The organism is Streptomyces sp. NPDC005423, from assembly GCF_040606415.1.
Taxonomy (GTDB): domain Bacteria; phylum Actinomycetota; class Actinomycetes; order Streptomycetales; family Streptomycetaceae; genus Streptomyces.
Genome location: NZ_JBEXET010000055.1, coordinates 21,513 through 43,918, shown reverse-complemented (window position 1 = coordinate 43,918; position 22,406 = coordinate 21,513). Strand labels below are relative to the sequence as shown.

At 71.1% G+C, this 22,406-nt stretch carries 22 protein-coding genes and 1 rRNA gene; 17 read left to right on the top strand and 6 right to left on the bottom strand.

The genetic code is table 11. The features are described from left to right. From rrf to ABZT12_RS34900, 5 genes are all read left to right on the top strand, one after another. Nucleotides 1-77: ribosomal RNA gene (gene rrf / locus ABZT12_RS34920) — 5S ribosomal RNA — on the top strand; the annotation flags it as partial. Nucleotides 78-139: 62 nt separating this feature from the next. Continuing rightward, a complete protein-coding gene (locus ABZT12_RS34915) occupies nucleotides 140-784 on the top strand; it encodes an HAD family hydrolase (protein WP_356392416.1) in 645 nt (214 codons plus the stop codon). Between the two features lie 92 nt (nucleotides 785-876). Then, the gene (locus ABZT12_RS34910) at nucleotides 877-1,584 is read left to right on the top strand and encodes a VC0807 family protein (RefSeq protein WP_356392413.1); all 708 of its coding nucleotides are present in this window, start codon (nucleotides 877-879) and stop codon (nucleotides 1,582-1,584) included. Nucleotides 1,585-1,651: 67 nt separating this feature from the next. After that, complete coding sequence (locus ABZT12_RS34905; RefSeq protein ID WP_356392411.1) at nucleotides 1,652-2,863, top strand: MFS transporter; 1,212 nt, start codon at nucleotides 1,652-1,654, stop codon at nucleotides 2,861-2,863. After that, the gene (locus ABZT12_RS34900) at nucleotides 2,814-3,986 is read left to right on the top strand and encodes an acetoin utilization protein AcuC (protein ID WP_356392408.1); all 1,173 of its coding nucleotides are present in this window, start codon (nucleotides 2,814-2,816) and stop codon (nucleotides 3,984-3,986) included. Before ABZT12_RS34905 ends, ABZT12_RS34900 begins: the two co-directional genes overlap by 50 nt. 48 nt (nucleotides 3,987-4,034) lie before the next feature. On the opposite strand, the gene ABZT12_RS34895 is transcribed toward ABZT12_RS34900, so the two are convergent. Further along, entirely contained in the window at nucleotides 4,035-4,466 is a 432-nt protein-coding gene (locus ABZT12_RS34895) for a spore-associated protein A (protein ID WP_356392406.1), read from the bottom strand. Nucleotides 4,467-4,698: 232 nt separating this feature from the next. Between ABZT12_RS34895 and ABZT12_RS34890 the strand changes: the two genes are divergently transcribed. From ABZT12_RS34890 to ABZT12_RS34870, 5 genes are all read left to right on the top strand, one after another. Further along, the gene (locus ABZT12_RS34890; protein ID WP_356392403.1) at nucleotides 4,699-5,514 is read left to right on the top strand and encodes a phosphatase; all 816 of its coding nucleotides are present in this window, start codon (nucleotides 4,699-4,701) and stop codon (nucleotides 5,512-5,514) included. 129 nt (nucleotides 5,515-5,643) lie between these two features. Next, the gene (locus ABZT12_RS34885; RefSeq protein ID WP_004984898.1) at nucleotides 5,644-5,856 is read left to right on the top strand and encodes a helix-turn-helix domain-containing protein; all 213 of its coding nucleotides are present in this window, start codon (nucleotides 5,644-5,646) and stop codon (nucleotides 5,854-5,856) included. Nucleotides 5,857-5,965: 109 nt separating this feature from the next. Continuing rightward, on the top strand, nucleotides 5,966-6,064 hold the full coding sequence (locus tag ABZT12_RS34880; protein ID WP_003948845.1) for an AURKAIP1/COX24 domain-containing protein: 99 nt from the start codon (nucleotides 5,966-5,968) through the stop codon (nucleotides 6,062-6,064). 227 nt (nucleotides 6,065-6,291) lie between these two features. Then, nucleotides 6,292-7,347 carry an NAD-dependent epimerase/dehydratase family protein gene (locus ABZT12_RS34875; protein ID WP_356392401.1) on the top strand — a complete coding sequence of 352 codons (1,056 nt, stop codon included), beginning with the start codon at nucleotides 6,292-6,294 and terminating at the stop codon, nucleotides 7,345-7,347. 14 nt (nucleotides 7,348-7,361) lie between these two features. Next, nucleotides 7,362-8,435, top strand: a complete 1,074-nt coding sequence (locus ABZT12_RS34870; protein ID WP_356392399.1) for a lysophospholipid acyltransferase family protein — start codon at nucleotides 7,362-7,364, stop codon at nucleotides 8,433-8,435. A gap of 70 nt (nucleotides 8,436-8,505) precedes the next feature. Here ABZT12_RS34870 and ABZT12_RS34865 read toward each other — a convergent pair whose 3' ends face one another. The 3 genes from ABZT12_RS34865 to ABZT12_RS34855 form a co-directional block, all read right to left on the bottom strand. Next, nucleotides 8,506-9,720 (bottom strand): DUF5667 domain-containing protein, encoded by a 1,215-nt coding sequence (locus ABZT12_RS34865; protein WP_356392396.1) that lies wholly within the window; start codon nucleotides 9,718-9,720, stop codon nucleotides 8,506-8,508. Nucleotides 9,721-9,954: 234 nt separating this feature from the next. Continuing rightward, complete coding sequence (locus ABZT12_RS34860; protein WP_356392393.1) at nucleotides 9,955-10,734, bottom strand: ECF subfamily RNA polymerase sigma factor, BldN family; 780 nt, start codon at nucleotides 10,732-10,734, stop codon at nucleotides 9,955-9,957. 304 nt (nucleotides 10,735-11,038) lie between these two features. Then, the gene (locus ABZT12_RS34855; protein ID WP_356392390.1) at nucleotides 11,039-11,986 is read right to left on the bottom strand and encodes an HAD-IB family hydrolase; all 948 of its coding nucleotides are present in this window, start codon (nucleotides 11,984-11,986) and stop codon (nucleotides 11,039-11,041) included. Nucleotides 11,987-12,089: 103 nt separating this feature from the next. Here ABZT12_RS34855 and ABZT12_RS34850 point away from each other — a divergent pair, with 103 nt between their 5' ends. From ABZT12_RS34850 to ABZT12_RS34820, 7 genes are all read left to right on the top strand, one after another. After that, nucleotides 12,090-12,362, top strand: a complete 273-nt coding sequence (locus tag ABZT12_RS34850) for a glutaredoxin family protein (protein ID WP_356392387.1) — start codon at nucleotides 12,090-12,092, stop codon at nucleotides 12,360-12,362. Between the two features lie 235 nt (nucleotides 12,363-12,597). Next, entirely contained in the window at nucleotides 12,598-13,359 is a 762-nt protein-coding gene (locus ABZT12_RS34845; RefSeq protein WP_356392384.1) for a redox-sensing transcriptional repressor Rex, read from the top strand. Next, nucleotides 13,356-15,128 (top strand): glutamyl-tRNA reductase, encoded by a 1,773-nt coding sequence (locus ABZT12_RS34840; protein ID WP_356392381.1) that lies wholly within the window; start codon nucleotides 13,356-13,358, stop codon nucleotides 15,126-15,128. Before ABZT12_RS34845 ends, ABZT12_RS34840 begins: the two co-directional genes overlap by 4 nt. Continuing rightward, nucleotides 15,125-16,084: a hydroxymethylbilane synthase gene (hemC, locus tag ABZT12_RS34835; protein ID WP_356392378.1), complete on the top strand. Its 960-nt coding sequence runs from the start codon at nucleotides 15,125-15,127 to the stop codon at nucleotides 16,082-16,084. The genes ABZT12_RS34840 and hemC overlap by 4 nt, the downstream gene beginning before the upstream one ends. Beyond that, nucleotides 16,081-17,784, top strand: a complete 1,704-nt coding sequence (locus ABZT12_RS34830) for a uroporphyrinogen-III synthase (RefSeq protein ID WP_356392375.1) — start codon at nucleotides 16,081-16,083, stop codon at nucleotides 17,782-17,784. The genes hemC and ABZT12_RS34830 overlap by 4 nt, the downstream gene beginning before the upstream one ends. A gap of 130 nt (nucleotides 17,785-17,914) precedes the next feature. Then, nucleotides 17,915-18,913 carry a porphobilinogen synthase gene (gene hemB / locus ABZT12_RS34825; RefSeq protein WP_356392372.1) on the top strand — a complete coding sequence of 333 codons (999 nt, stop codon included), beginning with the start codon at nucleotides 17,915-17,917 and terminating at the stop codon, nucleotides 18,911-18,913. Nucleotides 18,914-19,275: 362 nt separating this feature from the next. Further along, complete coding sequence (locus ABZT12_RS34820) at nucleotides 19,276-19,635, top strand: DUF805 domain-containing protein (protein WP_356392369.1); 360 nt, start codon at nucleotides 19,276-19,278, stop codon at nucleotides 19,633-19,635. A 32-nt stretch (nucleotides 19,636-19,667) separates the two neighbouring features. Here the strand turns inward: ABZT12_RS34820 and ABZT12_RS34815 are convergent, their stop codons facing one another. Continuing rightward, nucleotides 19,668-19,877 (bottom strand): hypothetical protein, encoded by a 210-nt coding sequence (locus ABZT12_RS34815; RefSeq protein ID WP_356392366.1) that lies wholly within the window; start codon nucleotides 19,875-19,877, stop codon nucleotides 19,668-19,670. A 442-nt stretch (nucleotides 19,878-20,319) separates the two neighbouring features. Continuing rightward, the gene (locus ABZT12_RS34810; protein WP_356392363.1) at nucleotides 20,320-22,251 is read right to left on the bottom strand and encodes a glycosyltransferase family A protein; all 1,932 of its coding nucleotides are present in this window, start codon (nucleotides 22,249-22,251) and stop codon (nucleotides 20,320-20,322) included. Nucleotides 22,252-22,406: the final 155 nt, after the last annotated feature.

Genomic DNA, 22,406 nt, shown 5'->3' with positions numbered 1-22,406 from the left:
CGAACCCGGAAGCTAAGCCTTACAGCGCCGATGGTACTGCAGGGGGGACCCTGTGGGAGAGTAGGACACCGCCGAACAATCATTGCGAAAACCCCCGTGCCATTCGGCACGGGGGTTTTCTGCGTTTAGGCTCGGTGGTATGCGCCATGACCTAGTGATTTTCGACAACGACGGTGTCCTGGTCGACAGCGAGCCCATCTCCAACCGGCTTCTGGCTGGCTATCTCACGGAGCTGGGGCACCCGACCTCCTACGAGGACTCCCTCCGCGACTACATGGGCGCCGCCATGCACCGCGTACACGATCTGGTGCGGGAGCGGACCGGGCAGCGGCTGCCGGACGACTTCGACGACGTGTTCCACGCGCGGGTGTTCGCCGCGTTCGAGCGGGAGTTGAAGCCGGTGGCCGGGGCCGCCGACGTCCTGGAGAGGCTCGCGGCGGACGGGGTGCCGTACTGCGTGGCGTCGTCCGGGAGTCATGAGCGGATCAGGGTCGGGCATCGGGCGGCCGGGCTCGACCGGTGGTTCAACGAGGAGCGGATCTTCAGCTCGCAGGACGTGGGGCGGGGGAAGCCGGCGCCGGACCTCTTCCTCCACGCGGCCGAGCGGATGGGGGTCGCGCCGGAGCGGTGCGTCGTCGTGGAGGACAGTCCCCTCGGTGTGCGGGCCGCTGTGGCGGCGGGGATGGACGTGTACGGCTTCACCGCCATGACCCCCGCCGAGCGGCTCGCCGGCGCCACGCAACTCTTCGGCAGCATGGAGGAGTTGCCGAGTCTGCTGGTATGACCGACCCCTCGGATCGGCGCTGACATTTGTCATGCCGAGCTCCGGACGATCGGTTCTACTGGCGGTGGGGGTCCCGGCGGCAAGCTGAGCACATGACGACGAACACGGGCTCCAAGACGCAGAACCTCGCGCCGCTCCTGATGGACGTGGCGGTGCCGATCGGGTCGTACTACCTGTTCAAGAGCGGGTTCGGGATGAGCACCATGGCGGCGCTGGGGTGGAGCAGTGTGGTGCCGGCGGCACGGACCGTGTGGGGGTTCGTGGCGGAGCGGAAGCTCAACGGTTTCGCCACCCTGATCCTCTTCGTGAACGTCGTGGGGCTGGCCCTCAGCCTCGTCGCCGGTGATCCGCGGCTGATGCTCGCCAAGGACAGCGGGGTCAGCAGTGCCGTCGGGATCGGCATCCTGGTCTCCGTGGCGCTGGGCAAGCCGCTGATGACCGCAGGTATGAAGCCCTGGCTGGTGAAGGGGGACGCGGCCCGGGACGCCGCCTTCGAGCGGCTGCTGGCCGGGTCCGCGGCCTTCCGGAGGGCCGAGCGCCGGTTCTCGCTCGTCTGGGGTGTGCTGCTGCTCGCCGAGTGCGTCGCCCGGGTGGTGGGTGTGTACACGCTGCCTGTGGACACCATGGTGTGGCTGGGCACGGTCGTCATGGTGAGCACGATGGCCGTGGCGGCAGTGGTCAGTGGCCGGCTGGCCGTCGTGCCGATGGCTGAGATGATCGCCGACGAGCTGAAGACCGTGGACCGGCCCGCCCAGGTGCCCGTGGTCGCCCGCGTCCCCGCGATGGCCGTCGCCCGGTAAAGCTGAGCCGAATTCACCTTTGGCCGGATCTACCCACGAGTACTACTGGGGCCCTACGCTCGCCGCCATGACAGATGTGCTGCGGCGCGGTAGGGCCTCTCTGGCGTTCAGCTTCTTCGCGCAGGGCGCCGCCTTCGCGCTGCTGGTGACGCGCATCCCCGCCATCCAGGATCGGTACGGCGTCTCCGACGCGCTGCTGCCGCTGTTCCTGGCGGCGGTGCCGATCCTCGCCGGCGTGGGCAGCGTGACGACCGAGCAGCTGGTGAAGCGGATACGGCCCAGCGTGCTGCTGCGCTGGTCCCAGCCGGTGGTGCTGCTGGCGCTGCTCGGTGCCGGGTCCGGTGACGGGATGGCCGAACTGGCCGTCTCCCTCGGTGCGTTCGGGCTCGCCGTGGGTGCGCTGGACGCCTCGATGAACATGCTCGGGGTGAGCCTGCAGCGGTCGTACGGGCGGAGCATCATGCTCAGTTTCCACGCCGCGTACAGCCTGGGCGGGATCGTGGGGGCCTCCCTGGCGTGGGCCGGGGCGCACTGGCAGCTGGCGCTGTGGGTGTCGTACCTGCCCGTGGTGGCGGTGCTGCTGCCGGCCGCGCTGGTGGGGAGCCGGTGGTACGTCGACGGTGGTGCGCCGGGCGGCGCGGGGGAGGCGGCCGAGGCGGGGCCGCTCGTCTTCAAGCTGCTGCTGCCGCTCTGCCTGGTGATGACCTTCGCGTACATCGGGGACTCGACCGTCTCCAACTGGAGCGCGAAGTACCTCAAGGACGTGCTGGGCAGCTCGGAGCAGGTGGCGACGGTTCCGTACAACGTCTACATGGTGATGTGCCTGGTCGGGCGAGGTATCGGGGACTTCGGGGTGCGGCGGTTCGGGGCCGTGACGGTCGTACGGCTGGGGGCGGTGGTGGCCGCGCTCGGGTTCGCGGTGGTGGCCGTGGCGCCCGGGGCGGGGGTCGGGATGCTGGGGTTCACACTGCTCGGGCTGGGGCTGTGTGTGCTGGTTCCGCAGACGTTCGCGGCGGCGGGGCGGCTCTTCCCAGGGGCGTCGGACACGGCCGTCGCGCGGCTCAACATCTTCAACTACGTCGGCTTCCTCGTGGGTTCGCCGCTGGTCGGGGCGCTGGGTGACGCCTGGAGCTACCGCGGGGCCATGCTGGTGCCGATGGTGTTGGTCCTGGTGACATTGGTGTACGCCAGGTCGTTCGCGCCGCAGGAGGACCGATACGGTGACGGGCATGAACGGCCGCACACAGCTGATGTGGGACGAGGCAGTAACGGGCTATGATTTCGGGCCGGACCATCCGATGGACCCGGTCCGGCTCGCCCTGACCCGGCGACTCGTCGACGCCTTCGGGCTCGACCGGGATGTCGACGTGGTGTCGGCGAAGCCCGCCGGTGAGTCGACGCTGCGGCTCGTCCACCGGCAGGACTACGTCGAGGCGGTGAAGGCCGCGTCGGCCGATCCGGCGTCGGCGGACGCGGCGTACGGCCTGGGGACCATGGACGATCCGGCCTTCGCGGGGATGCACGAGGTCTCGGCGCTGATCGCCGGGCAGTCGGTCGGCGCGGCGGAGGCCGTGTGGCGCGGGGACGCCCCGCACGCCGTGAACTTCGCCGGCGGGCTGCACCACGCGATGCCGGGGGCCGCTTCCGGGTTCTGCGTCTACAACGACGCGTCCCTCGCGATCGCCCGGCTGTTGGAGCTGGGGGCCGAGCGGGTCGCGTACGTCGATGTCGACGTGCACCACGGGGACGGTGTGCAGGCCGCCTTCTGGGAGGACCCCCGGGTGCTGACGGTCTCCCTGCACGAGCATCCGCGGACGCTCTTCCCGGGGACCGGCCGGCCGGAGGAGACCGGGGCGGAGAGCGCGGAGGGCTCGGCGGTGAACGTGGCGCTGCCGGCCGGGACCGGTGACGCGGGGTGGCTGCGCGCGTTCCACGCGGTCGTACCGGAGCTGCTCGCGGACTTCCGGCCACAGGTGCTGGTCACCCAGCACGGCGCCGACACGCACTTCGAGGATCCGCTGGCGCATCTGGCCGTGTCGCTGGACGCGCAGCGGGCCGTGCAGGTGGCGTGCCACGAGCTGGCGCACCGGTACGCGGACGGGAAGTGGGTGGCGCTGGGCGGCGGCGGTTACGCCGTGGTGGAGGTGGTGCCGCGCTCGTGGACGCATCTCGTCGCCATCGCGGCCGGCCGGGAGATCGCGCCCGAGACGGTCGTCCCGGAGAGCTGGCGGCAGGAAGTCTTCGCGCGGACACGGCAGTTGGCGCCGGCCCGGATGACCGACGGGCGGTCGCCGGTGCGTTGGGCCGACTGGGAGTCCGGCTACGATCCCGCCGACCGCCTCGACCAGGCGGTCCTGGCGGCGCGGCGGGCGGTGTTCCCGCTGCGCGGGCTGCTGGCGTAGGGGTGCCGCCGGGGGGCGGGTGGTCGGCCCGTCCCCCGGCGCGGGGCGTCAGCCGCAGTGGCCGGTGTCCCCGCCGGTCGCCGTGCCGATGACGCCGTACCACTCGATGCAGTGGCCGCGCCCGTTGAGGTAGACGGGACCGGCGTACGACGTGTACTGGCCGGTGTCGCTGACCGGGGTGGTCTCGTGGCCGGTGACGATGGTGAGTTCGACGCCCATGTGGATCTTGGCGCCCGGGGTGTTGCGGATGGTCACGGCGCAGTTCTTGCCGGTCGACTCGTTCCAGGTCAGGAAGACCTTCCCGGAGTTGCCGACCGGGGTGGAGCCGATCACCTGGTAGCCGGTGCCGCAGGCGCCGTTGTACGCGGCGGCTGCCGGCGCCGTCGTGGCGGCCGAGGCCGGAGAGGTGGCGGCGACGGTGCCGCCGAGGGCCAGCGCGGTGAGTGCGGCGGCGGTGATGGCGCGACGGGACAGTTCCATGGTGGTTCCCCCTGCTGGTCGGTGGTGTCTGTGCGGTCAATGCGGCGTGCACGGTCGGTCGTTGTCGTCCACGCGGAGTGAGACCCGGGAAACGGTACGGCAGTTGTGGTGTGCTTTGTCACTGTTCCGCTACTGAAGTCGTAGCTGTCCGGAGTTCTGGTGTTAGGCCAACTGTGCGGTGTTTTCCGGCTTCCGGCCCGCTCCGCCGCCGGGGTCCGTCAGCATCGCTCCCGTGTTGAGCACCGGCGCGCTCCGCGCCCACCTCCTGGCCGCCGGGCTGGCCGGACCCGTGGCCACCGCGCGGGAGGCGAGCCTGCGGAGCTACCGGTTGTTCGCGGCACGGGACCCCCGGGCGCTGATCGGGCTCGACCCCGAAGGGGCTTGGGGGCAGCGGGAGTTGCTCGCACTGATGTCGGACAGGTGCGGTGTTTCGGCCGATCCCGGCCGTACTTCCGGTCATGATGTGATCGACCCCGAGCGGACCCTCGCCGCGCTGCTCGCCTTCGCCGAGCGGCTGGCCGCGGTCGCCCAGCGTGGCGCTCCGCTGCTCCTGGGGACCGGTCATCCGCACCGGCTGCTCGGTTTCTACGCCGCGTTGGCGGACGCTCTGTCGGCGGCGGGATGTACTGTCCTCACCCCGGCGCAGGGTCACTGTGTCGACATAACGACCCGGTTCGGTCTACGCACGTACAACCTTGACTACGTCCGCGGAGTCGCGCTCGTCCGCGAACCCGACGCCGGACGCCCCGGTCGTGAGCCGGGCGCACACACCCACTCACCGCTGCCGGTTCGTACCGTTCTGGCCGCCGCGGCGGAGGCCGGCGGGCCGCTCCCCGAGCTGGTCATCGGGGACCACGGATGGGTCTGCGGCGCAGGTCAGCTGGGGTTCGAGGCTATCGGTCTGGCCGACACCGACGACCCCGCGCTCTTCGTGGGGGAGGCCGAGGGAACCGTCTCCGTGGTGGTTCCACTTGATGACGCGGTGCGGTCGCACTACTACGGTCCGCTGACCCGCTACGTACTCAATCGAGCGTGTCTGTCACAGTAGGCCGCCGATGGGTGCACCTCTTCCCCACTCGCATCACCCGCCCCTACATTGGGGAGTGAGCACGCAGCGACGAAGAGTCACCGGAAGGGGAAGCCGGTGGCCGTCGAGTGCGGAAGGTTCAGGTGTGTCATGGCTGCAGCTGGCGAGAGGCCTCTGAACGAGGTTCAGTTCCTTACCGTGGCGGAAGTCGCCTCGGTGATGCGAGTGTCCAAGATGACCGTGTACCGCTTGGTGCACAGTGGTCATCTGCCCGCGATCCGGGTGGGGCGGTCGTTCCGCGTCCCGGAACAAGCGGTTCACGAGTACCTCCGCGAGAGCTATGTGGGGGTGGAGACGGCCTGACGGCCCCTCGATTACGACCTCAGCGCTCGGGCGGGTAGGCTGACCCCTCGTAGGTCGTATGGGCCCATGATGCCCAGCACCGAGTGATGAGAAGTGAGCGAGGGTAGTCGTGGGCTCTGTTATCAAGAAGCGGCGCAAGCGGATGGCTAAGAAGAAGCACCGCAAGCTGCTGAAGCGCACGCGCGTCCAGCGTCGTAACAAGAAGTAAGCGACGCGACGCCGCGAGAGCGTGTCCTGTGGCCCCCCGCCATGCATGGTGGGGGGCCACAGTCATGTTCCGGGCAGGTGCCCCGCGCGTACGCCCGCCTCGCGGGTGGCCCGGTCCGGTCGTCCGGACGCGGGGCCCGTGACATGGCGCGGTGGGCGGTCCTCACAGCGCGACGCCGACCCGCTAGGTTGGCCGCACACGGGTAACGCGAGAGGAAGGCGCAGCTCTTGGGGAAGGTCGTGCTCGTGACCGGGGTGGCCCGTCAGCTGGGGGGCCGGTTCGTACGACGGATCCAGCGCGACCCCCGGGTGGACCGGGTGATCGCCGTGGACGCTGTGCCGCCCGAGCACCATCTGGGCGGTGCCGACTTCGTCCAGGCCGACATCCGGCACCCCACCATCGCGCGGGTGCTCGCCGAGACCGCGGCCGACACGGTCGTCCACCTCGACGTGACGGGCACCGCGCTCGGCAGCGGCAGCCGGACCACGGTCAAGGAGACCAACGTCATCGGCACCATGCAGCTGCTCGGCGCCTGCCAGAAGTCGCCGACCGTGAAGCGGCTGGTGGTCAAGTCCAGTACCAACGTCTACGGTTCGGCGCCGCGCGATCCGGCCGTCTTCACCGAGACGACCCCGCCCAAGTCGCTGCCGAGCGGCGGCTTCGCCAAGGACACCGTCGAGGTCGAGGGGTACGTACGCGGCTTCGCGCGCCGCCGGCCCGATGTCGCGGTGTGCGTGCTGCGCTTCGCCAACATCCTCGGCCCCACCGCGGAGACGCCGCTCGCCTCGTACTTCGCGCTGCCGGTCCTGCCGACGGTGTTCGGCTACGACCCGCGGCTCCAGTTCGTGCACGAGGACGATGTGATCGAGGTGCTGCGGATCGCCTCGCACGACCCCGAGCGGTCCACGCTCAACAGCGGCACCTTCAACATCGCCGGGGACGGCGTCCTGCTGCTCTCCCAGTGCTCCCGGCGGCTGGGCCGCCCCACCGTGCCCCTGCTGCTGCCCGCCGTCACCTGGGCGGGCTCGCTGGTGCGTACGCTGGGCATGACGGACTTCTCCCCGGAACAGATCCGGCTGCTCACCCACGGCCGCGTCGTGTCGACGGACCAGATGCGCGAGACGCTGGGCTACCGGCCGAAGTACACGACCGCCGAGACCTTCGCGGACTTCGCGCGCGCCCAGGGGCCCGGGCTGCTGCCGCCGGAGGCGCTCGCGGGGGCCGTCGACCGGATCGCCGCGCTGCCCCGGCCGGGCGGCTCCCCGACGCCGAGCGCCAACTGAGGAGCGCATCAACGATGGCGGATGCCAAGGTCATTCCGTTCGACGACGACCGGTCCCGCGGAGGCGCCGTACAGCGGCCGCCGAGGCGCCGGAGCACGGCCGGCCGGCGCAAGAACGGCGAGGCCGCCGCGGTCCGGGAGGTCCAGCCCCTGCCGGGCGTGGCTCCCGCGCAGGATGATGTTCCCGTGACGCGTGAGGAAGAACCGGACCCCCGGCCGCGGGACGAGCCCGGGGACGGCCGGCCGGACGGCGGCCTGGAGCGGCGGATCGCCGCCGGGCTCTCCTTCCTGCGCCGCCGGCTCACCGGGGAGTACGAGGTCGACGAGTTCGGCTACGACGAGGAACTCACCGACCAGGTCCTGATGTCCGTGCTGCGCCCGCTGTACGAGAAGTACTTCCGGGTCGAGGTGAAGGGCATCGAGAACATCCCGTCCGAGGGCGGGGCGCTGATCGTCGCCAACCACTCCGGGACGCTGCCGCTGGACGGCCTGATGATGCAGGTCGCCGTCCACGACAACCATCCGGCCGGCCGCCATCTCCGGCTGCTCGCCGCCGACCTGGTGTTCATGCTGCCGGTCGCCAACGAGCTGGCCCGCAAGGCCGGTCACACCCTGGCCTGCGCGGAGGACGCCGAACGGCTGCTGGGGCGCGGCGAACTGGTCGGGGTGATGCCGGAGGGCTTCAAGGGGATCGGCAAGCCGTTCGGTGAGCGCTACAAGCTCCAGCGCTTCGGCCGCGGGGGCTTCGTCTCCACGGCGCTGCGCAAGGGCACCCCGATCATCCCGTGCTCGATCGTCGGGGCGGAGGAGATCTACCCGATGATCGGCAACGCCAAGACGCTCGCCCGTGTCCTCGGCTTCCCGTACTTCCCGATCACGCCGACGTTCCCCTGGCTGGGCCCGCTGGGCGCGATCCCGCTGCCCACGAAGTGGACGATCCAGTTCGGCGAGCCGATCCTCACGGACGGCTATCCGCCGGAGGCGGCGGAGGACCCGATGCTGATGTTCAACCTGACCGACCAGGTCCGCGAACAGATCCAGCACACCCTCTACAAGCTGCTGGTGCAGCGGCGGTCGGTCTTCTTCTGAGCCCGGTGGAGGTACGTCGATGGGGGCGCCCCTTGTGCGAGGGGCGCCCCCAACTTCGTACCGGGGATGGCTAGTTGCTCTCCTCGTTGTCGATGCCCAGGCCGGGGAGGAGGCCCGGGAGGAGGGGCGGGAGCGTGACGTCCGGGTGGGTGGACGGAGGCTTCGTGGTGGACGGGGAGGCGGTGTTGCCGGACTTCGGGGGGTCCAGGAGGCCGCCCGCGCTGCCGTCGAGGAGGCCCTCGCCGGTGCTCGCCGGCTCGCTCGGCGTGCTGGAGTGGCCGTTCCCGGGGGCGGAGCCGGAGCCGCCGGAGCTGGGCGCCGTCGAGCGGTGCGAGCCCGTCGGGCCGGTGGGTGTCGTGCCCGCGCTGTGCCGCGTACCGCCGCCGTTGTGGGCGGGGGGCCGCGGGAGCAGGGACTGGAGTGGGGCGACCTCTTGGTCTATGGCGTCGAACACCGACGAGACCTGCTGGCTCACGTCCCCGAGCTGCACCGGCAGCCTGTCGCGGAGCGCGCCCCACGCTTCGCGGTGCGAGCGGGCGAAGGCGTCGAGGGCCCGGATGGGACCCAGCGAGTTCGGGTCGTGCTCGTACGCCTCGTGCAGCAGGCGGTGGCCCTCGGAGGCGTCGTGCGTCATCCCGGACAGGGTGCGGCGGATCTCACCGAGGGACTCGTGGTCGAGATGGCCGCCCCGGCCGCGCTCCATCAGCCTGCGGGCCTCGCTGAGCCGGGTCGACGCCTGGTCGAGGAAGGCCTGGCCGCGCTGGCCCTCGCCGTCGGAGAGGTAGTTGAGCCGGAAGTCCTCGATGCCGCGCTTGAGGCCGTACAGCGAGTCCCCGGGCAGGGCGTCCGAGCTGGCGGCGGCGACCCCGCCGAAGGCTCCGGCGGCCACCCCGACACTGAGGCCGCCGGCCGCGAGGCCCTTGGTGAGCCGGGACCGCGGCCGGAGTTTGCCCAGGCCGGTGGCCCGATGCGCACCCCGGGCCCGGTGGGAGCGCTGCTCCGGTAGTGACGGCGCGGGCGCCTCGCCCCCTTGCAGCATGGCCTCGAAGGCGGCGACCAGCTGGGCCCGCTGGACGACCTTCACGTCCGGGTCCAGCACCGGTTTGGGCAGCTCGCCGAGACCGGTGGCGAGGGCCAGCAGGCGGCCTCGCTCGGTCTGTTCCGCAGCAGCCGGGGCCGGTGCCGGTCCTTCGGACTGCTCGGCCGCCGTGCCCTGGTCGGACTGCTCCTCCAGGGCCTGGGCGAAGGCGTTCGCCCGCCGGTGCGCCGATACGTTCGCGATCACTGGCGGCACCTCCTCTCACGTCATGACGGTCGACTCCCCAGGGGGTTCTGAGGGTTGCACAGCCCGACCGCAGCCCCCGATCAGGTGATCGGGGAGGGGCCGGGTGCGACCACAGGGAGCCTGTATCCCGCACAACGAGTGGCGTAGCACTTGGGTTACGGACGGCGGATGATCCGACCGCGAACTCAACGGACTTTCACTGAGCGCGAGTTGGGTGTCACCCACAGTGTGCCGTCAGCGGGCGTCGGCCGGGAGGAGCCGGGCGAGGGTGCGCACGGCCCGGTACTGAAGGGTCTTGATCGCGCCCTCGTTCTTGCCCATCACACGGGCGGTCTCGGCGACCGAGAGGCCCTGGAGGAAGCGCAGGGTCACGCACTCCTGCTGCTGCGGGTTGAGCCGGCGCACCGCGTCGAGCAGTGCGGCGTTCGACAGGGCCTCCAGGACGGAGTCCTCCGGGGAGCGCTGGACCTCGTTGGCGTCGAGCATCTCGCCGGTGGTGACCTCCAGCCGGAAGCGGCTGGACTTGAAGTGGTCGGCGACCAGGTTGCGGGCGATCGTCACCAGCCAGGCGCCGAAGTCACGGCCCTGCCAGGTGAAGGTGCCGATGCGGCGCAGGGCGCGCAGGAAGGTCTCGCTGGTGAGGTCCTCGGCGGTGGCCTTGCCTCCCACTCGGTAGTAGATGTACCGGTACACGGTGTCGCTGTACTGGTCGTAGAGGCGCCCGAAGGCGTCGGCCTCGCCGGCCTGTGCTCGTTCGACGAGGTCCATCATCCGGGCGCTGTCGCTGTCCGCGGCCGGGCGTCGTGCGGTGGGGGCGCCGGCCGAGCGCCCTCGTCTGCCGACGGCGGCGGTGCCGTCGGCCAGCGCGTAGCACGGACCGACCGGCGCCGCGGCCACGGCCAGGACGGGGACGGCGACGGCGTACGCGGTGGGGACAAAGCCGCGCAGCAGTTCTTGGACCGTTGCGCGCAGCGTGGCCAGGCCCGAGGCGTCAACCCCGACGTGTGGGTACACGGGACTCCCAGAGGCAGAGCTTCCATCACGTGCAGTGCGGAACCTTTCACCCGTCGTAGCGACGGAGGGGTACCGGATTGCGTCTAGGGAGAATAACGCTTCGTACAGGCTCTGCTACACCCAGTTGCTAAAATCATCGGTTACGTCGTTTCCGTAACCTATTGGCGCCCTATCAAGTACCGGAGAGTGACCGCTTGTTGAGCGAAGCGGTTCGAAATCAGTCACGGTCCGGGGCGTGTTGTGGCCGTGTGCAGCCAACGTGACTGGACAGGGGGTTACGTGGGTAGTGCCGATGGATTGACGGTCAACGGCGCCGGCGGTGCAAGGCGATCGCCGCGACCGTGCCGCCGGCCACCGCGCCCACGCCGGCCGCCGCCGGGATGCCGACCTTGGCCGCCTTGCGGGCGGTTCGGTAGTCGCGCAGCCGCCAGTCCAGCTCGCGCGCGTGCCTGCGGAGCTTGTTGTCGGGGTTGATCGCGTAGGGGTGGCCGACCAGCGAGAGCATCGGGATGTCGTTGTGCGAGTCGCTGTACGCGGCGCAGCGCGCGAGGTCCAGGCCCTCGGCCGCGGCAAGGGCGCGCACGGCCTCCGCCTTCGCGGGGCCGTGCAGCGGCTCGCCGACCAGCTTGCCGGTGTAGACGCCGTCCACGGACTCGGCGACCGTGCCGAGCGCTCCGGTCAGGCCGAGCCGGCGGGCGATCACCGTGGCGATCTCGACGGGGGCGGCCGTGACCAGCCACACCTTCTGGCCCGCGGCCAGGTGCGCCTCGGCGAGGGCGCGGGTGCCGGGCCAGATGCGCTCGGCCATGTACTCGTCGTAGATCTCCTCGCCGATGGACTGCAGTTCGGCGACGCGGTGGCCCTTGACGATGGAGAGCGCGGAGTCGCGCGCCTCCTGCATGTGCTCGGGGTCCTCGGACCCGGCGAGCCGGAACCACGCCTGCTGCCAGGCGAACCGGGCCAGGTCGCGGGTCTCGAAGAACTTCCGCTTGTACAGGCCCCGTCCGAAGTGGAAGATCGACGCGCCCTGCATCACGGTGTTGTCGAGGTCGAAGAAGGCGGCCGCCCGGACGTCGCCGAGGACCGGGAACACCGGCTCCTCCGCGGGGGCGTTCTCGACGCCCTGGCCGTCCTGGGCGTCGAGCACGTCCTGTGAGGACTTGCGCGCCGCCTCGGCCGAGGCTTCGCCTGCCAACACGCTCCGCGCCGTGGCGGAACGCCTACGGGGGGTGAGCCATCCAAGAGCGGCCATGGCGTGAGCATAGCCAGTTTGTTCGGAGCTTCCGGAGTGGCGAGGTGCGCGGGGCGTGAACTCTCCGCGACCGCGCCGTTAAACAAAGGGGACAATGGTCCGTATGAGTCCCGTCTTCCGGCGTAAGGCCGCTCCCCGTGAGCGATTTGTCACACTTGTCCGCAAGCCCGGCTGCCATCTGTGCGATGACGCACAAGCGGTGGTCGAGAGAGTCTGTGGCGAAGTCGGAGTCTCCTGGGAGGAGCGCGACATCACCGAGGATCCGGCCCTGCACGAGCGGTACTGGGAGCAGATTCCGGTTGTCCTGATCGACGGCGACCAGCACACCTTCTGGCGCGTGAACGAGGATCGGCTGCGCAGGGCGCTGACCGAGTAGTGCGACTCCGGCCGGATCTGGGCTTAGGATCGACGGCGGTTTGGTCTCGGGGGTGGGATTAGCGAGGAGTGTGGCGGTTTTGCCCCCTGGAATGACGGGCGTGACCCCGGTCACGTTGGCCGGGCAAAACGGACACCATCTTTGTGCACGCGTTCACAAAGACATAGCCTGCTTCAGACGGGGCGGTCTGGGAACGTGTGACCGCCTACAGCCCCGCTCTACCCGCAGGAGCACCGTGGCAACTGGCCGAACTCACCGACCGGCGACCCGTAGCCGAGGAATTCCCGAGGCCACCGTCGCCCGGCTTCCGCTGTACCTCCGCGCGCTGACCGCACTGTCGGAGCGCTCGGTGCCCACGGTCTCCTCCGAGGAACTCGCGGCGGCGGCGGGCGTCAACTCCGCCAAGCTGCGCAAGGACTTCTCCTACCTCGGCTCCTACGGCACCCGCGGGGTCGGCTACGACGTCGAGTATCTCGTCTACCAGATCTCCCGCGAGCTGGGTCTCACCCAGGACTGGCCGGTAGTGATCGTCGGCATCGGCAACCTCGGTGCGGCGCTGGCCAACTACGGCGGGTTCGCGTCCCGCGGATTCCGGGTCGCCGCGCTGATCGACGCCGACCCGGAGATGGCCGGAAAGCAGGTCGCCGGGATCGCCGTACAGCACAGCGACGGCCTGGAGAAGATCATCGACGACAACGACGTCTCCATCGGCGTCATCACCACCCCGCCGGGCGTCGCCCAGGCGGTCTGCGACCGGCTCGTCGCCGCCGGGGTCACCTCCATCCTGAACTTCGCGCCGACCGTGCTGTCCGTCCCGGACGGCGTCGACGTACGGAAGGTCGACCTCTCCATCGAGTTGCAGATCCTCGCCTTCCACGAGCAGCGCAAGGCCGGCGAGGAGGCCGCGGCCCAGGCCGCCAACCCGGTCGCCGCGCGCCGCGTCGTCCCCACCGAGCAGGGCCCGGACGGGGACCTCCCCGCCGTGATGCCGGCATGAGTCTCCTCGTCGTGGGGCTGAGCCACCGCAGCGCACCGGTCAGCGTCCTGGAGCGCGCCACCCTGGGCGCGGACGACCGGATCAAGCTGCTCCAGGACACCGTCGCCACCGAGCCGGCCACCGAGGCCGCGGTGCTCGCCACCTGCAACCGCATCGAGCTCTACGCCGACGTGGACAAGTTCCACGCGGGCGTCGCCGAGCTGTCCACGCTCCTCGCCCGGCACAGCGGGGTCGGCCTGGAGGAGCTCACTCCCTACCTCTACGTGCACTACGAGGACCGGGCCGTCCACCACCTCTTCTCGGTGGCCTGCGGTCTCGACTCGATGGTCGTCGGCGAGGGCCAGATCCTCGGCCAGATAAAGGACTCGCTGGCCCGGGCACAGGAGCTGCACACCGCCGGCCGGCTGCTCAACGACCTCTTCCAGCAGGCTCTCCGGGTCGGCAAGCGCGCCCACTCCGAGACCGGCATCGACCGCGCCGGGCAGTCCCTGGTCACCTTCGGCCTTCAGCAGCTCACCTCGGGCACCGCGGTGGAGAACTGGGCCAAGGGCAAGCGGGCGCTGGTGATCGGCGCCGGCTCCATGTCGTCGCTGGCCGCCGCGACCCTCGCCCGGGCGGGCGTCGCCGAGATCGTCATCGCCAACCGCACCCCCGACCGCGCCGAGCGCCTCGTACGGATCCTCAGCGAGAGCCCCGACACGGACGTGCTGGCCCGCTCGGTACCGATGGAGTCGGTGCCGGACGAGCTGACACGTGCCGACCTCGCGGTGTCCTGCACCGGAGCGACCGGGCTGGTCCTCACCGCGGGCACGGTCGCCGCGGCGGTCGAGGGGCGTACGGCCGAGCCGTCCTCCCCGGGCACGCGGGGCGGCGGCCGGAGCGCCGCCGCGGCCGGACCGGCGACCGCGTCCGCCGCCGTACGCGACCAGGTGCCGGGCGACGAGAACTGTCCGCTGGACCTGTCGGCGGTGCAGGGCACCGCGGGCTTCTCCGTACTCGGCGAGGCGGCCGTGGCCGGCCTGGCCGCCGCCGACCTGGAACAGCACGCGGCCTGGGTGGACAAGGGCACGGCCGATCCGGCCGCCCGCGCCCAGCGCACGCCCGCCCGGCCGGGCCCGGTCGTCGTACTCGACCCGGCCGCCGAGGCCGAGGCGATCGCCGCGCTGGCCGCCGCCTCCGCCACCGTCGGCCGCATCCCCGAGCGGCGCCGGCCCGAGCCGGTCGCCGGAATACCCCGCCCCGCACCCGTGCTCTCCCTGTTGGACCTCGCGATGCCACGGGATGTCGACGCGGCCGTGCACCGGCTCGCCGGTGTGCTGCTCGTCGACATCGAGTCGCTCGCCGAGGCCTCGGCCGACGCGCCGATGGCGGCCGACGTGGACCAGGTCAGGCGGATCGTTTCGGACGAGGTCACCGCCTTCGGGGCGGCCCTGCGGGCGGCGCACATCACGCCCACCGTGGTCGCTCTGCGTGCCATGGCCGCCGATGTGGTGGCGGGCGAGATCGCCCGCCTGGAGGGGCGGCTGCCGGCGCTCGACGACAAGCACCGCGCCGAGATCACCCAGACCGTCCGCCGTGTCGTCGACAAGCTGCTGCACGCGCCGACCGTGCGGGTCAAGCAGCTCGCCGCCGAACCCGGCGGCGCCGGGTACGCGGACGCGCTGCGCACCCTGTTCGACCTCGACCAGGAGACGGTGGCCTCCGTCTCCCTGGCCGGGGAAAGCACCGAGAAGCACGACCAGAACGCCAAGAACCGAGGGCCAGCATGAGTAAGAAGGCACTGAGGCTCGGAACGAGACGGAGCAGACTCGCCATCGCCCAGTCCGGGCTGGTGGCGGACGCCGTGAGCCAGGTGACCGGACGGCCCGTCGAACTCGTCGAGATCACCACGTACGGGGACACCTCCCGCGAGCACCTCGCGCAGATCGGCGGCACGGGCGTCTTCGTGACCGCGCTGCGGGACGCGCTGCTCGGCGGGGAGGTGGACTTCGCGGTTCACTCGCTCAAGGACCTGCCGACCGGGCAGCCCGCGGAGCTGGCGCTCGCCGCCGTTCCGGAGCGCGAGGACCCGCGTGACGTGATCGTCGCCCGCGACGCCCTGAAGTTCACCGACCTGCCCCGCGGGGCGCGCATAGGCACGGGTTCCCCGCGCCGGATGGCCCAGCTGAACGCGTACGCGCGCAGCCACGGCCTCGACATCGAGACGGTCCCGATCCGCGGGAACGTCGACACCCGGATCGGCTTCGTACGGGACGGTGAGCTGGACGCCGTCGTCCTGGCCGCCGCCGGACTGAGCCGGATCGGCCGGCTCGACGAGGTGACCGACTTCCTGTCGGTCGATACGGTTCTGCCCGCCCCCGGCCAGGGGGCCCTGGCGATCGAGTGTGCCGCGGACCACGCGGACCTCGTCGCGGCGCTCGGCCAGCTCGACGACCCGCTCACCCGGGTCGCCGTCACCGCCGAACGGTCACTGCTCGCCGCCCTGGAGGCCGGATGCAGCGCACCTGTGGGTGCGCTGGCCGACCCTCTGGCCGACGGGCAGATTGTCAAGGAGATGCGCCTGCGCGGAGTTGTCGGCACCCCCGACGGCACGCGTACGGTGCAGCTGTCCACCACCGGTCCCGTGCCCGAGACACACGACCAGGCGCTGGCGCTCGGTCGCGGACTCGCCGCCGAGATGCTCGCGCACGGCGCGGCCGGTCTGATGGGGGAGCAAGTCAAGTGAGCCCCACCTCTCTTCCCACCGGTCCCGCACACGGGCACGTCACCTTCCTGGGTGCCGGACCCGGAGATCCGGGACTGCTCACCCTGCGCGCCGTGGAGGCGCTGGCGGCCGCGGACGTTCTCGTCGTCGAGCACGAGGTGCTCGACGTCGTCCGTTCGCACACCCGTCAGGGCGTCACCGTCGTGCACACGGACACGGGTCCCTCCGGGGACCCGCTGCCGGGCACAGGAACGCCTCAGCTAACGGTTGTTGACGGTACGTCAGCACCAGTCGGCCTTCCCGCCGTGCGGGATGCCGCACATCTTGTCATGGAGGCCGCGCGGGGCGGCAGGCGGGTCGTGCGTGCGGTTTCCGGGGACCCGGGACTGGATACGTACGCCGCCGAGGAAATGCTCGCCTGCGCCGCCGCGGGTGTTCCGTTCGAGGTGGTGCCCGGCGTCGCCGCGGCCGTCGGCGTGCCCGCGTACGCCGGTGTCCCGCTGCGGGACGCGCAGGGCGCGGACGTCCGGTTCGTGGACGCCCGTACCGCCTCCGACCGCTGCTGGACCGAGGTCGGGGTGTCGGACGGCACGGTCGTCGTGTCGGCGTCGCTGGACTCGGTGGCCGCCGCGGCGGGCGAGCTGGTGGCCGCCGGCCGCAAGCCCGACACACCGATGTCGGTCACGGTCGCCGGTACCACCACGCGTCAGCGGACCTGGAGCGCGACCCTCGGCACCATCGCGCAGACGCTGAAGCAGGCGAAGGCGCTGCCGTCGCCCGAGGGCGGCCGGCCGGTGATAGCCGTGGTCGGTGAGCGTTCCGCCGCCGCCCTGCGCGACCAGCTGTCGTGGTTCGAGTCCAAGCCGCTCTTCGGCTGGAAGGTCCTCGTGCCGCGTACGAAGGAGCAGGCGGCGTCGCTCTCCGACCAGCTTCGGTCCTACGGTGCCGTACCGCACGAGGTGCCGACGATCGCCGTCGAACCGCCGCGCACGCCCCAGCAGATGGAGCGGGCGGTCAAGGGTCTGGTGACCGGGCGGTACGAGTGGATCGCCTTCACGTCGGTCAACGCGGTCAAGGCCGTGCGGGAGAAGTTCGAGGAGTACGGGCTCGACGCCCGGGCCTTCGCCGGGATCAAGGTCGCGGCGGTGGGCGAGTCGACCGCGAAGGCGCTCGTCGCCTTCGGCGTGAAGCCGGACCTGGTGCCCAGCGGCGAGCAGTCGGCCGCCGGTCTGCTGGAGGACTGGCCGCCGTACGACCCCGTCTTCGACCCGATCGACCGGGTCTTCCTGCCGCGGGCCGACATCGCCACGGAGACGCTCGTCGCCGGGCTGATCGAGCTCGGGTGGGAGGTCGACGACGTCACGGCGTACCGGACGGTGCGGGCGTCGCCGCCGCCGGCGGACACGCGGGAGGCGATCAAGGGGGGTGGCTTCGACGCCGTTCTCTTCACGTCGTCCTCCACCGTGCGGAACCTGGTCGGTATCGCCGGCAAGCCGCACAACGTGACCGTGATCGCGTGCATCGGGCCGGCCACGGCCAAGACCGCGGAGGAGCACGGGCTGCGGGTCGACGTGATGGCGCCGGAGCCGTCGGTGCACAAGCTGGCGGAGGCGCTGGCCGACTTCGGGCTGCGCCGGCGGGCCGCGGCGGCCGAGGCGGGTGACCCCGTCACCCGGCCGAGCGAGCGGCGGCCGGGGGCGCGGCGCAGACGCAGCACCTGAGCGACGGAACCCCGGCCGTCGGCCGGTGCGGGCGGGGTCGCGCCTCCTTCGGGGCGGCGCCCCCGGCCCGCTCCGGCCGCCGACTCACCGTCGGCAAAGGCAGCGGCGGGCCGGGCGTAGCGTAGAAGGCATGACGACGTACGGATCCTTCCCCGGCAGCCGGCCGCGGCGGCTGCGGACCACCCCCGTGATGCGGCGGATGGTCGCCGAGACGCGGCTGCACCCGGCCGACTTCATCCTCCCGGCGTTCGTGCGCGAGGGTGTCAGCGAGCCGGTGCCGATCGGGGCGATGCCCGGGGTCGTGCAGCACACGCGGGACAGCCTGAAGAAGGCGGCCGCGGAGGCGGTGGCGGCCGGGATCTCCGGGATCATGCTCTTCGGTGTGCCGGAGGAGTCGAAGAAGGACGCCCTGGGGACGCCGGGCACCGACCCGGACGGGATTCTCCAGGTGGCCCTGCGCGACGTACGGGCCGAGGTCGGGGACGAGCTGCTCGTCATGTCCGACCTCTGCCTGGACGAGACCACCGACCACGGGCACTGCGGGGTCCTGGACGACCAGGGGCGGGTGGACAACGACGCCACCCTGGAGCGGTACGCCGAGATGGCGCAGGTCCAGGCCGACGCGGGCGCGCACGTCGTGGGGCCGAGCGGGATGATGGACGGCCAGATCGGGGTCGTCCGGGACGCGCTCGACCAGATCGGCCGCGAGGACGTGTCGATCCTCGCCTACACCGCCAAGTACTCCTCCGCGTTCTACGGCCCCTTCCGCGAGGCCGTCGGCTCCGCGCTCAAGGGCGACCGGAAGACGTACCAGCAGGACCCGGCCAACGTGGGGGAGTCGCTGCGTGAGCTGGCGCTGGACCTCCAGGAGGGCGCCGACATGGTGATGGTCAAGCCGGCCGGCCCCTACCTCGACATCCTGGCGCGGGTCGCCGACGCGGTGGACGTGCCGGTCGCCGCCTACCAGATCTCCGGCGAGTACTCGATGATCGAGGCCGCCGCCGAGAAGGGCTGGGTGGACCGGGAAGGGGCCATCGTCGAGTCGCTGACCGGGATCAAGCGGGCCGGCGCGCGGAACATCCTCACGTACTGGGCGGTCGAGGTGGCGCTCCAGCTCGGGCTGCGCTGACCACCCGGACCGCGCGGGCGCCGTTCCGGAAAAAGTGTGGTGGGCAACGCTTCGAGATCGTTCCGGCCTCGAAGCGGCTTCTGACCGGCATCGGTACGCACTCGGTTCGGCAACGGGCCGAACTCGCTCGGGGGAGCGGGGTGTTGACGGATCGATAACCCTCGGTGATCTTCGACGGATCTTCGATGGATCTGTCCGGAAAACACCGGCTGTGGGTGAGGGTGGCCGGAGGTAGGAAACGCGTTAACCGTCATGAGCTGGGCTCCTGGGCCGAATTGACGTGTTCTCGTCGCCGTCCTTACCTTCTGACGTCTGGCCTGATCCGTTCCGGATGGCCGGACATCGATCCCTGGGGGGACACCATGAGCTGGTTCATCGAGGCACTGAAGAAGTACGCGGTCTTCAGCGGCCGTGCGCGCCGCAAGGAGTACTGGATGTACTCCCTCTTCGTCGCGATCATCGGAGTCGTACTGCTCGGCATCGGTGTCGCGCTGAAGACGCCGATCATCGGCATCGTCTTCTACCTCGCGGTCCTGCTGCCCAGCCTGGGCGTCACCGTGCGCCGCCTGCACGACTCGGGCCGCTCCGGCTGGTTCTTCTTCATCGGGCTCATTCCGCTCATCGGTGGCATCTGGCTGCTCGTCCTGCTCTGCACGGACAGCGAGGCCGGCGCCAACAAGTACGGCCCGAACCCCAAGGAAGCGGTTCCCGCGCAGGTCTGATCCCGCGCCAGCGCTCCGCGAAGCCGTCCGGTTCACCGACCGGGCGGCTTCGTCGTGCCGCGGCCCGTGGAGCTGTGCGGGGTGGAGCCGTGTCCCGCGGGCACGGCCGGGGCATGCGTCCCCGCCGGGCCCTCGTCCCGTACCCCTTCACCGTCCTCGCATCCCGTCAGCGCCGGCAGGGCGAGCGTGACGGCGAGGGCGACGAGGAGGCGGAGGGGCGCGCGGTGCGCTTGGACGGACATGGGCGTACGGGCCTTCCGTGGGCGTCGGGACGGGCACCCCAGCCTCGGCTCCGATCGGCCCCGGACGCCACAGTTCGCCCGCGATCCGGGACACGGCACCGAAGCCACCGTCTCTGACCTGCGAAAACGCCGTCCCGACGGGATCCGGCGCGGGACGCCGCAGGCCACCCGGGGTGGGCGGGGGCGTCCGAATCACGGAAGTCAGCTTGTGGGCGGCAGCGGCCGGCGGCTGCGGCCTTCCCGGGCCGCGGAGCATGAGCTGTCGTTGCCGCGCCGCCGAAGGAGCCGCGTCATGACCGTCACGGAGCGGGAGCGCGAGGGCGAGCCTGCGCCCGCGCGTGGCACGGCCGGCGGTGGCGGCGTCTCCCCGCGTCGACGACACCGACGAAGCGGGCGCGGGCCGAGTGCGCCGCCGCCGAACAGGGCCACCAGGCGGCGGCTCCTAGCGGCCCAACCGCTGTCGTAGCGCCCGTACTTGCCGGTTGTCGGCCACCGAGTTGAGGAACCGGCGTCCGCTGCCGGGCGCGTACGCCGGGCCCTCCAAGCGGAGCAGGGTGCCGTCATCCACGACCGCGTACCCGAGCGGATCGGGCGCCTCCGGGAGGGCGACCGCGTGGCGGCCGGACGGGAGCTTGAGGTGGGCGGGGAGGCGGAGCCGGGCCGTCGCACCATCGGACGCGGGGAGCAGCTCGGCTTTCACCGTCAGGGTGGAGACGGTGACCTTGACGGGCACCGGGGCACCGGCCGCCGTCGCCGCCACGTACGGCAGGGGCAGCGACCGCCTACCGCGCTCGGCGTTGGTCACGGCGGCAGCGGCGATGTCGGGGCCCAGCCTGCGCTGGCGCTGGTCCACGTCGAGGGCGAGCTGACCCTTGTTCGTCCAGTACGGCAGCGCGAGCCGCCCGCCGGTCAGTGCCGGACCCGCGACCGGGCTGTCCGTGGTGCCGTCGCCGGTCACCCGCACCATGCGGTCCACGCCCAGCAGTTGGACGTACGCCCACACGTCGTGCACCCCGCGCTGCAGCGGTCGTCCGCCGGCCAGCCGCTCCGGGTCGAGACGCAGCCGTCCACAGGCGACGAGCTGCGAACGGCCTTCGCCGAGCGGTCGCAGCCGCACGTCGAGATCGCCCTCGGGGTACCACCAGTCCTCGCGGTCCCGGTCTTTGACGACCAGTTCCGCGTATGCCAGCCGGAACGGGTCGCGGACCTCCCAGGCGCCTTCCGTGCCGGGCACGCCGTCCAGCAGTTCGGGGTCCAGCCACTGTTTCCCGTCCCGCTCGACGAGGACCAGCGGCTCGCCGTCCCCTCGCACCAGGTCGAGGGTGACGTCGGTGATCAGGGAGCCGTCCGCCCAGCGCACGGCGCCGACCTCGCTGCGGGCCCTCACCTTGCTGACGCGCTCCGCGAACACCACCGCACCGTCGAAGTCGCCGCGTTCGAGATATTCGGCGCGCAGGCGGGACACCGCGGGCAGACCCTCCCGTACGGCCGCCGGGAACTCCTCCAGGGCCACTTCCCGGGCCGCCTCGAAACGCTGCCGCTGTTCGGCCGGGTCCTCGCGCAGGATCTCGGGCGCACGGGTGCGGCCGAGGATCTCCACGTTGTAGAGCCGGTGCAGAAGTCGGTTCTGCAGGGCGTCGATGTCGTCGGACGGGGTCGTGCCGTCCTTGATCTGACGGATGACCGTGCGAGTGTTGCGCCAGAATCCGTGCCGAGGGTTGAAACGGTGCTGGGTGTTGTTGCCGCCGTCGTCCCGCTTCATCCAGTAGTAGACGGCGTAGTCGGCGAGGATCGAGATCCGCTCCGCCTTCAGGTAGGCGGCGCTGACGAAGGCCAGATCCTCCAGGATCCACGGCCCCTCGGGGAAGCGGAGTCCGTGCTCCTCGACGAACGCCCTCCGGAACATCTTGTGCGGAGACATGCTCTGCATCAGCTCGTCGTTCTCGATCGTGCAGACGTCCACCGTGTGCCGGAACAGCCGTCTCGGCCGCACCATCGTGCTGGACATCTTGCCGAGGACCACGTCGGCGTCGTTCCGCCTGGCGTGCTCGTACAGCCGCTCCAGGGCCTCAGGCCCGAGCTTGTCGTCGTGGTCGACGAACTGGATGTACTCGCCCCGGGCGTGCCGCATACCGAGGTTGCGAGGTGCGCCCGGCCAGCCCGAGTTCGGCTGCGTGTGCACCTGGACGTTCGGATTCATGGCCGAGATCTTCTTCAGCCGGGCCAGCGTGTCGTCCGTCGACCCGTCGTCGACGTAGATGACCTCGTATTCGTCGGCCGGCAGGCTCTGCTCCAGCAGTGACGGTGCGCACTCGTCGACGTATTTCCCGGTGTTGTACACGGGAACGATCACGCTGACTTTGACTTTCGGCATTCTCCGGACCTTCGACTTGCTTCACTCGGCTTTGGTTAGTGAATTCTGTGTTCAACGTAAATGTGAAGGCCGAAGCTTAATTGCACGGAGAAAGCTGATTGGCCACATGAACTTATCACGACCTTACCGTACCCGTCATGTGAAGATTCTGTGAA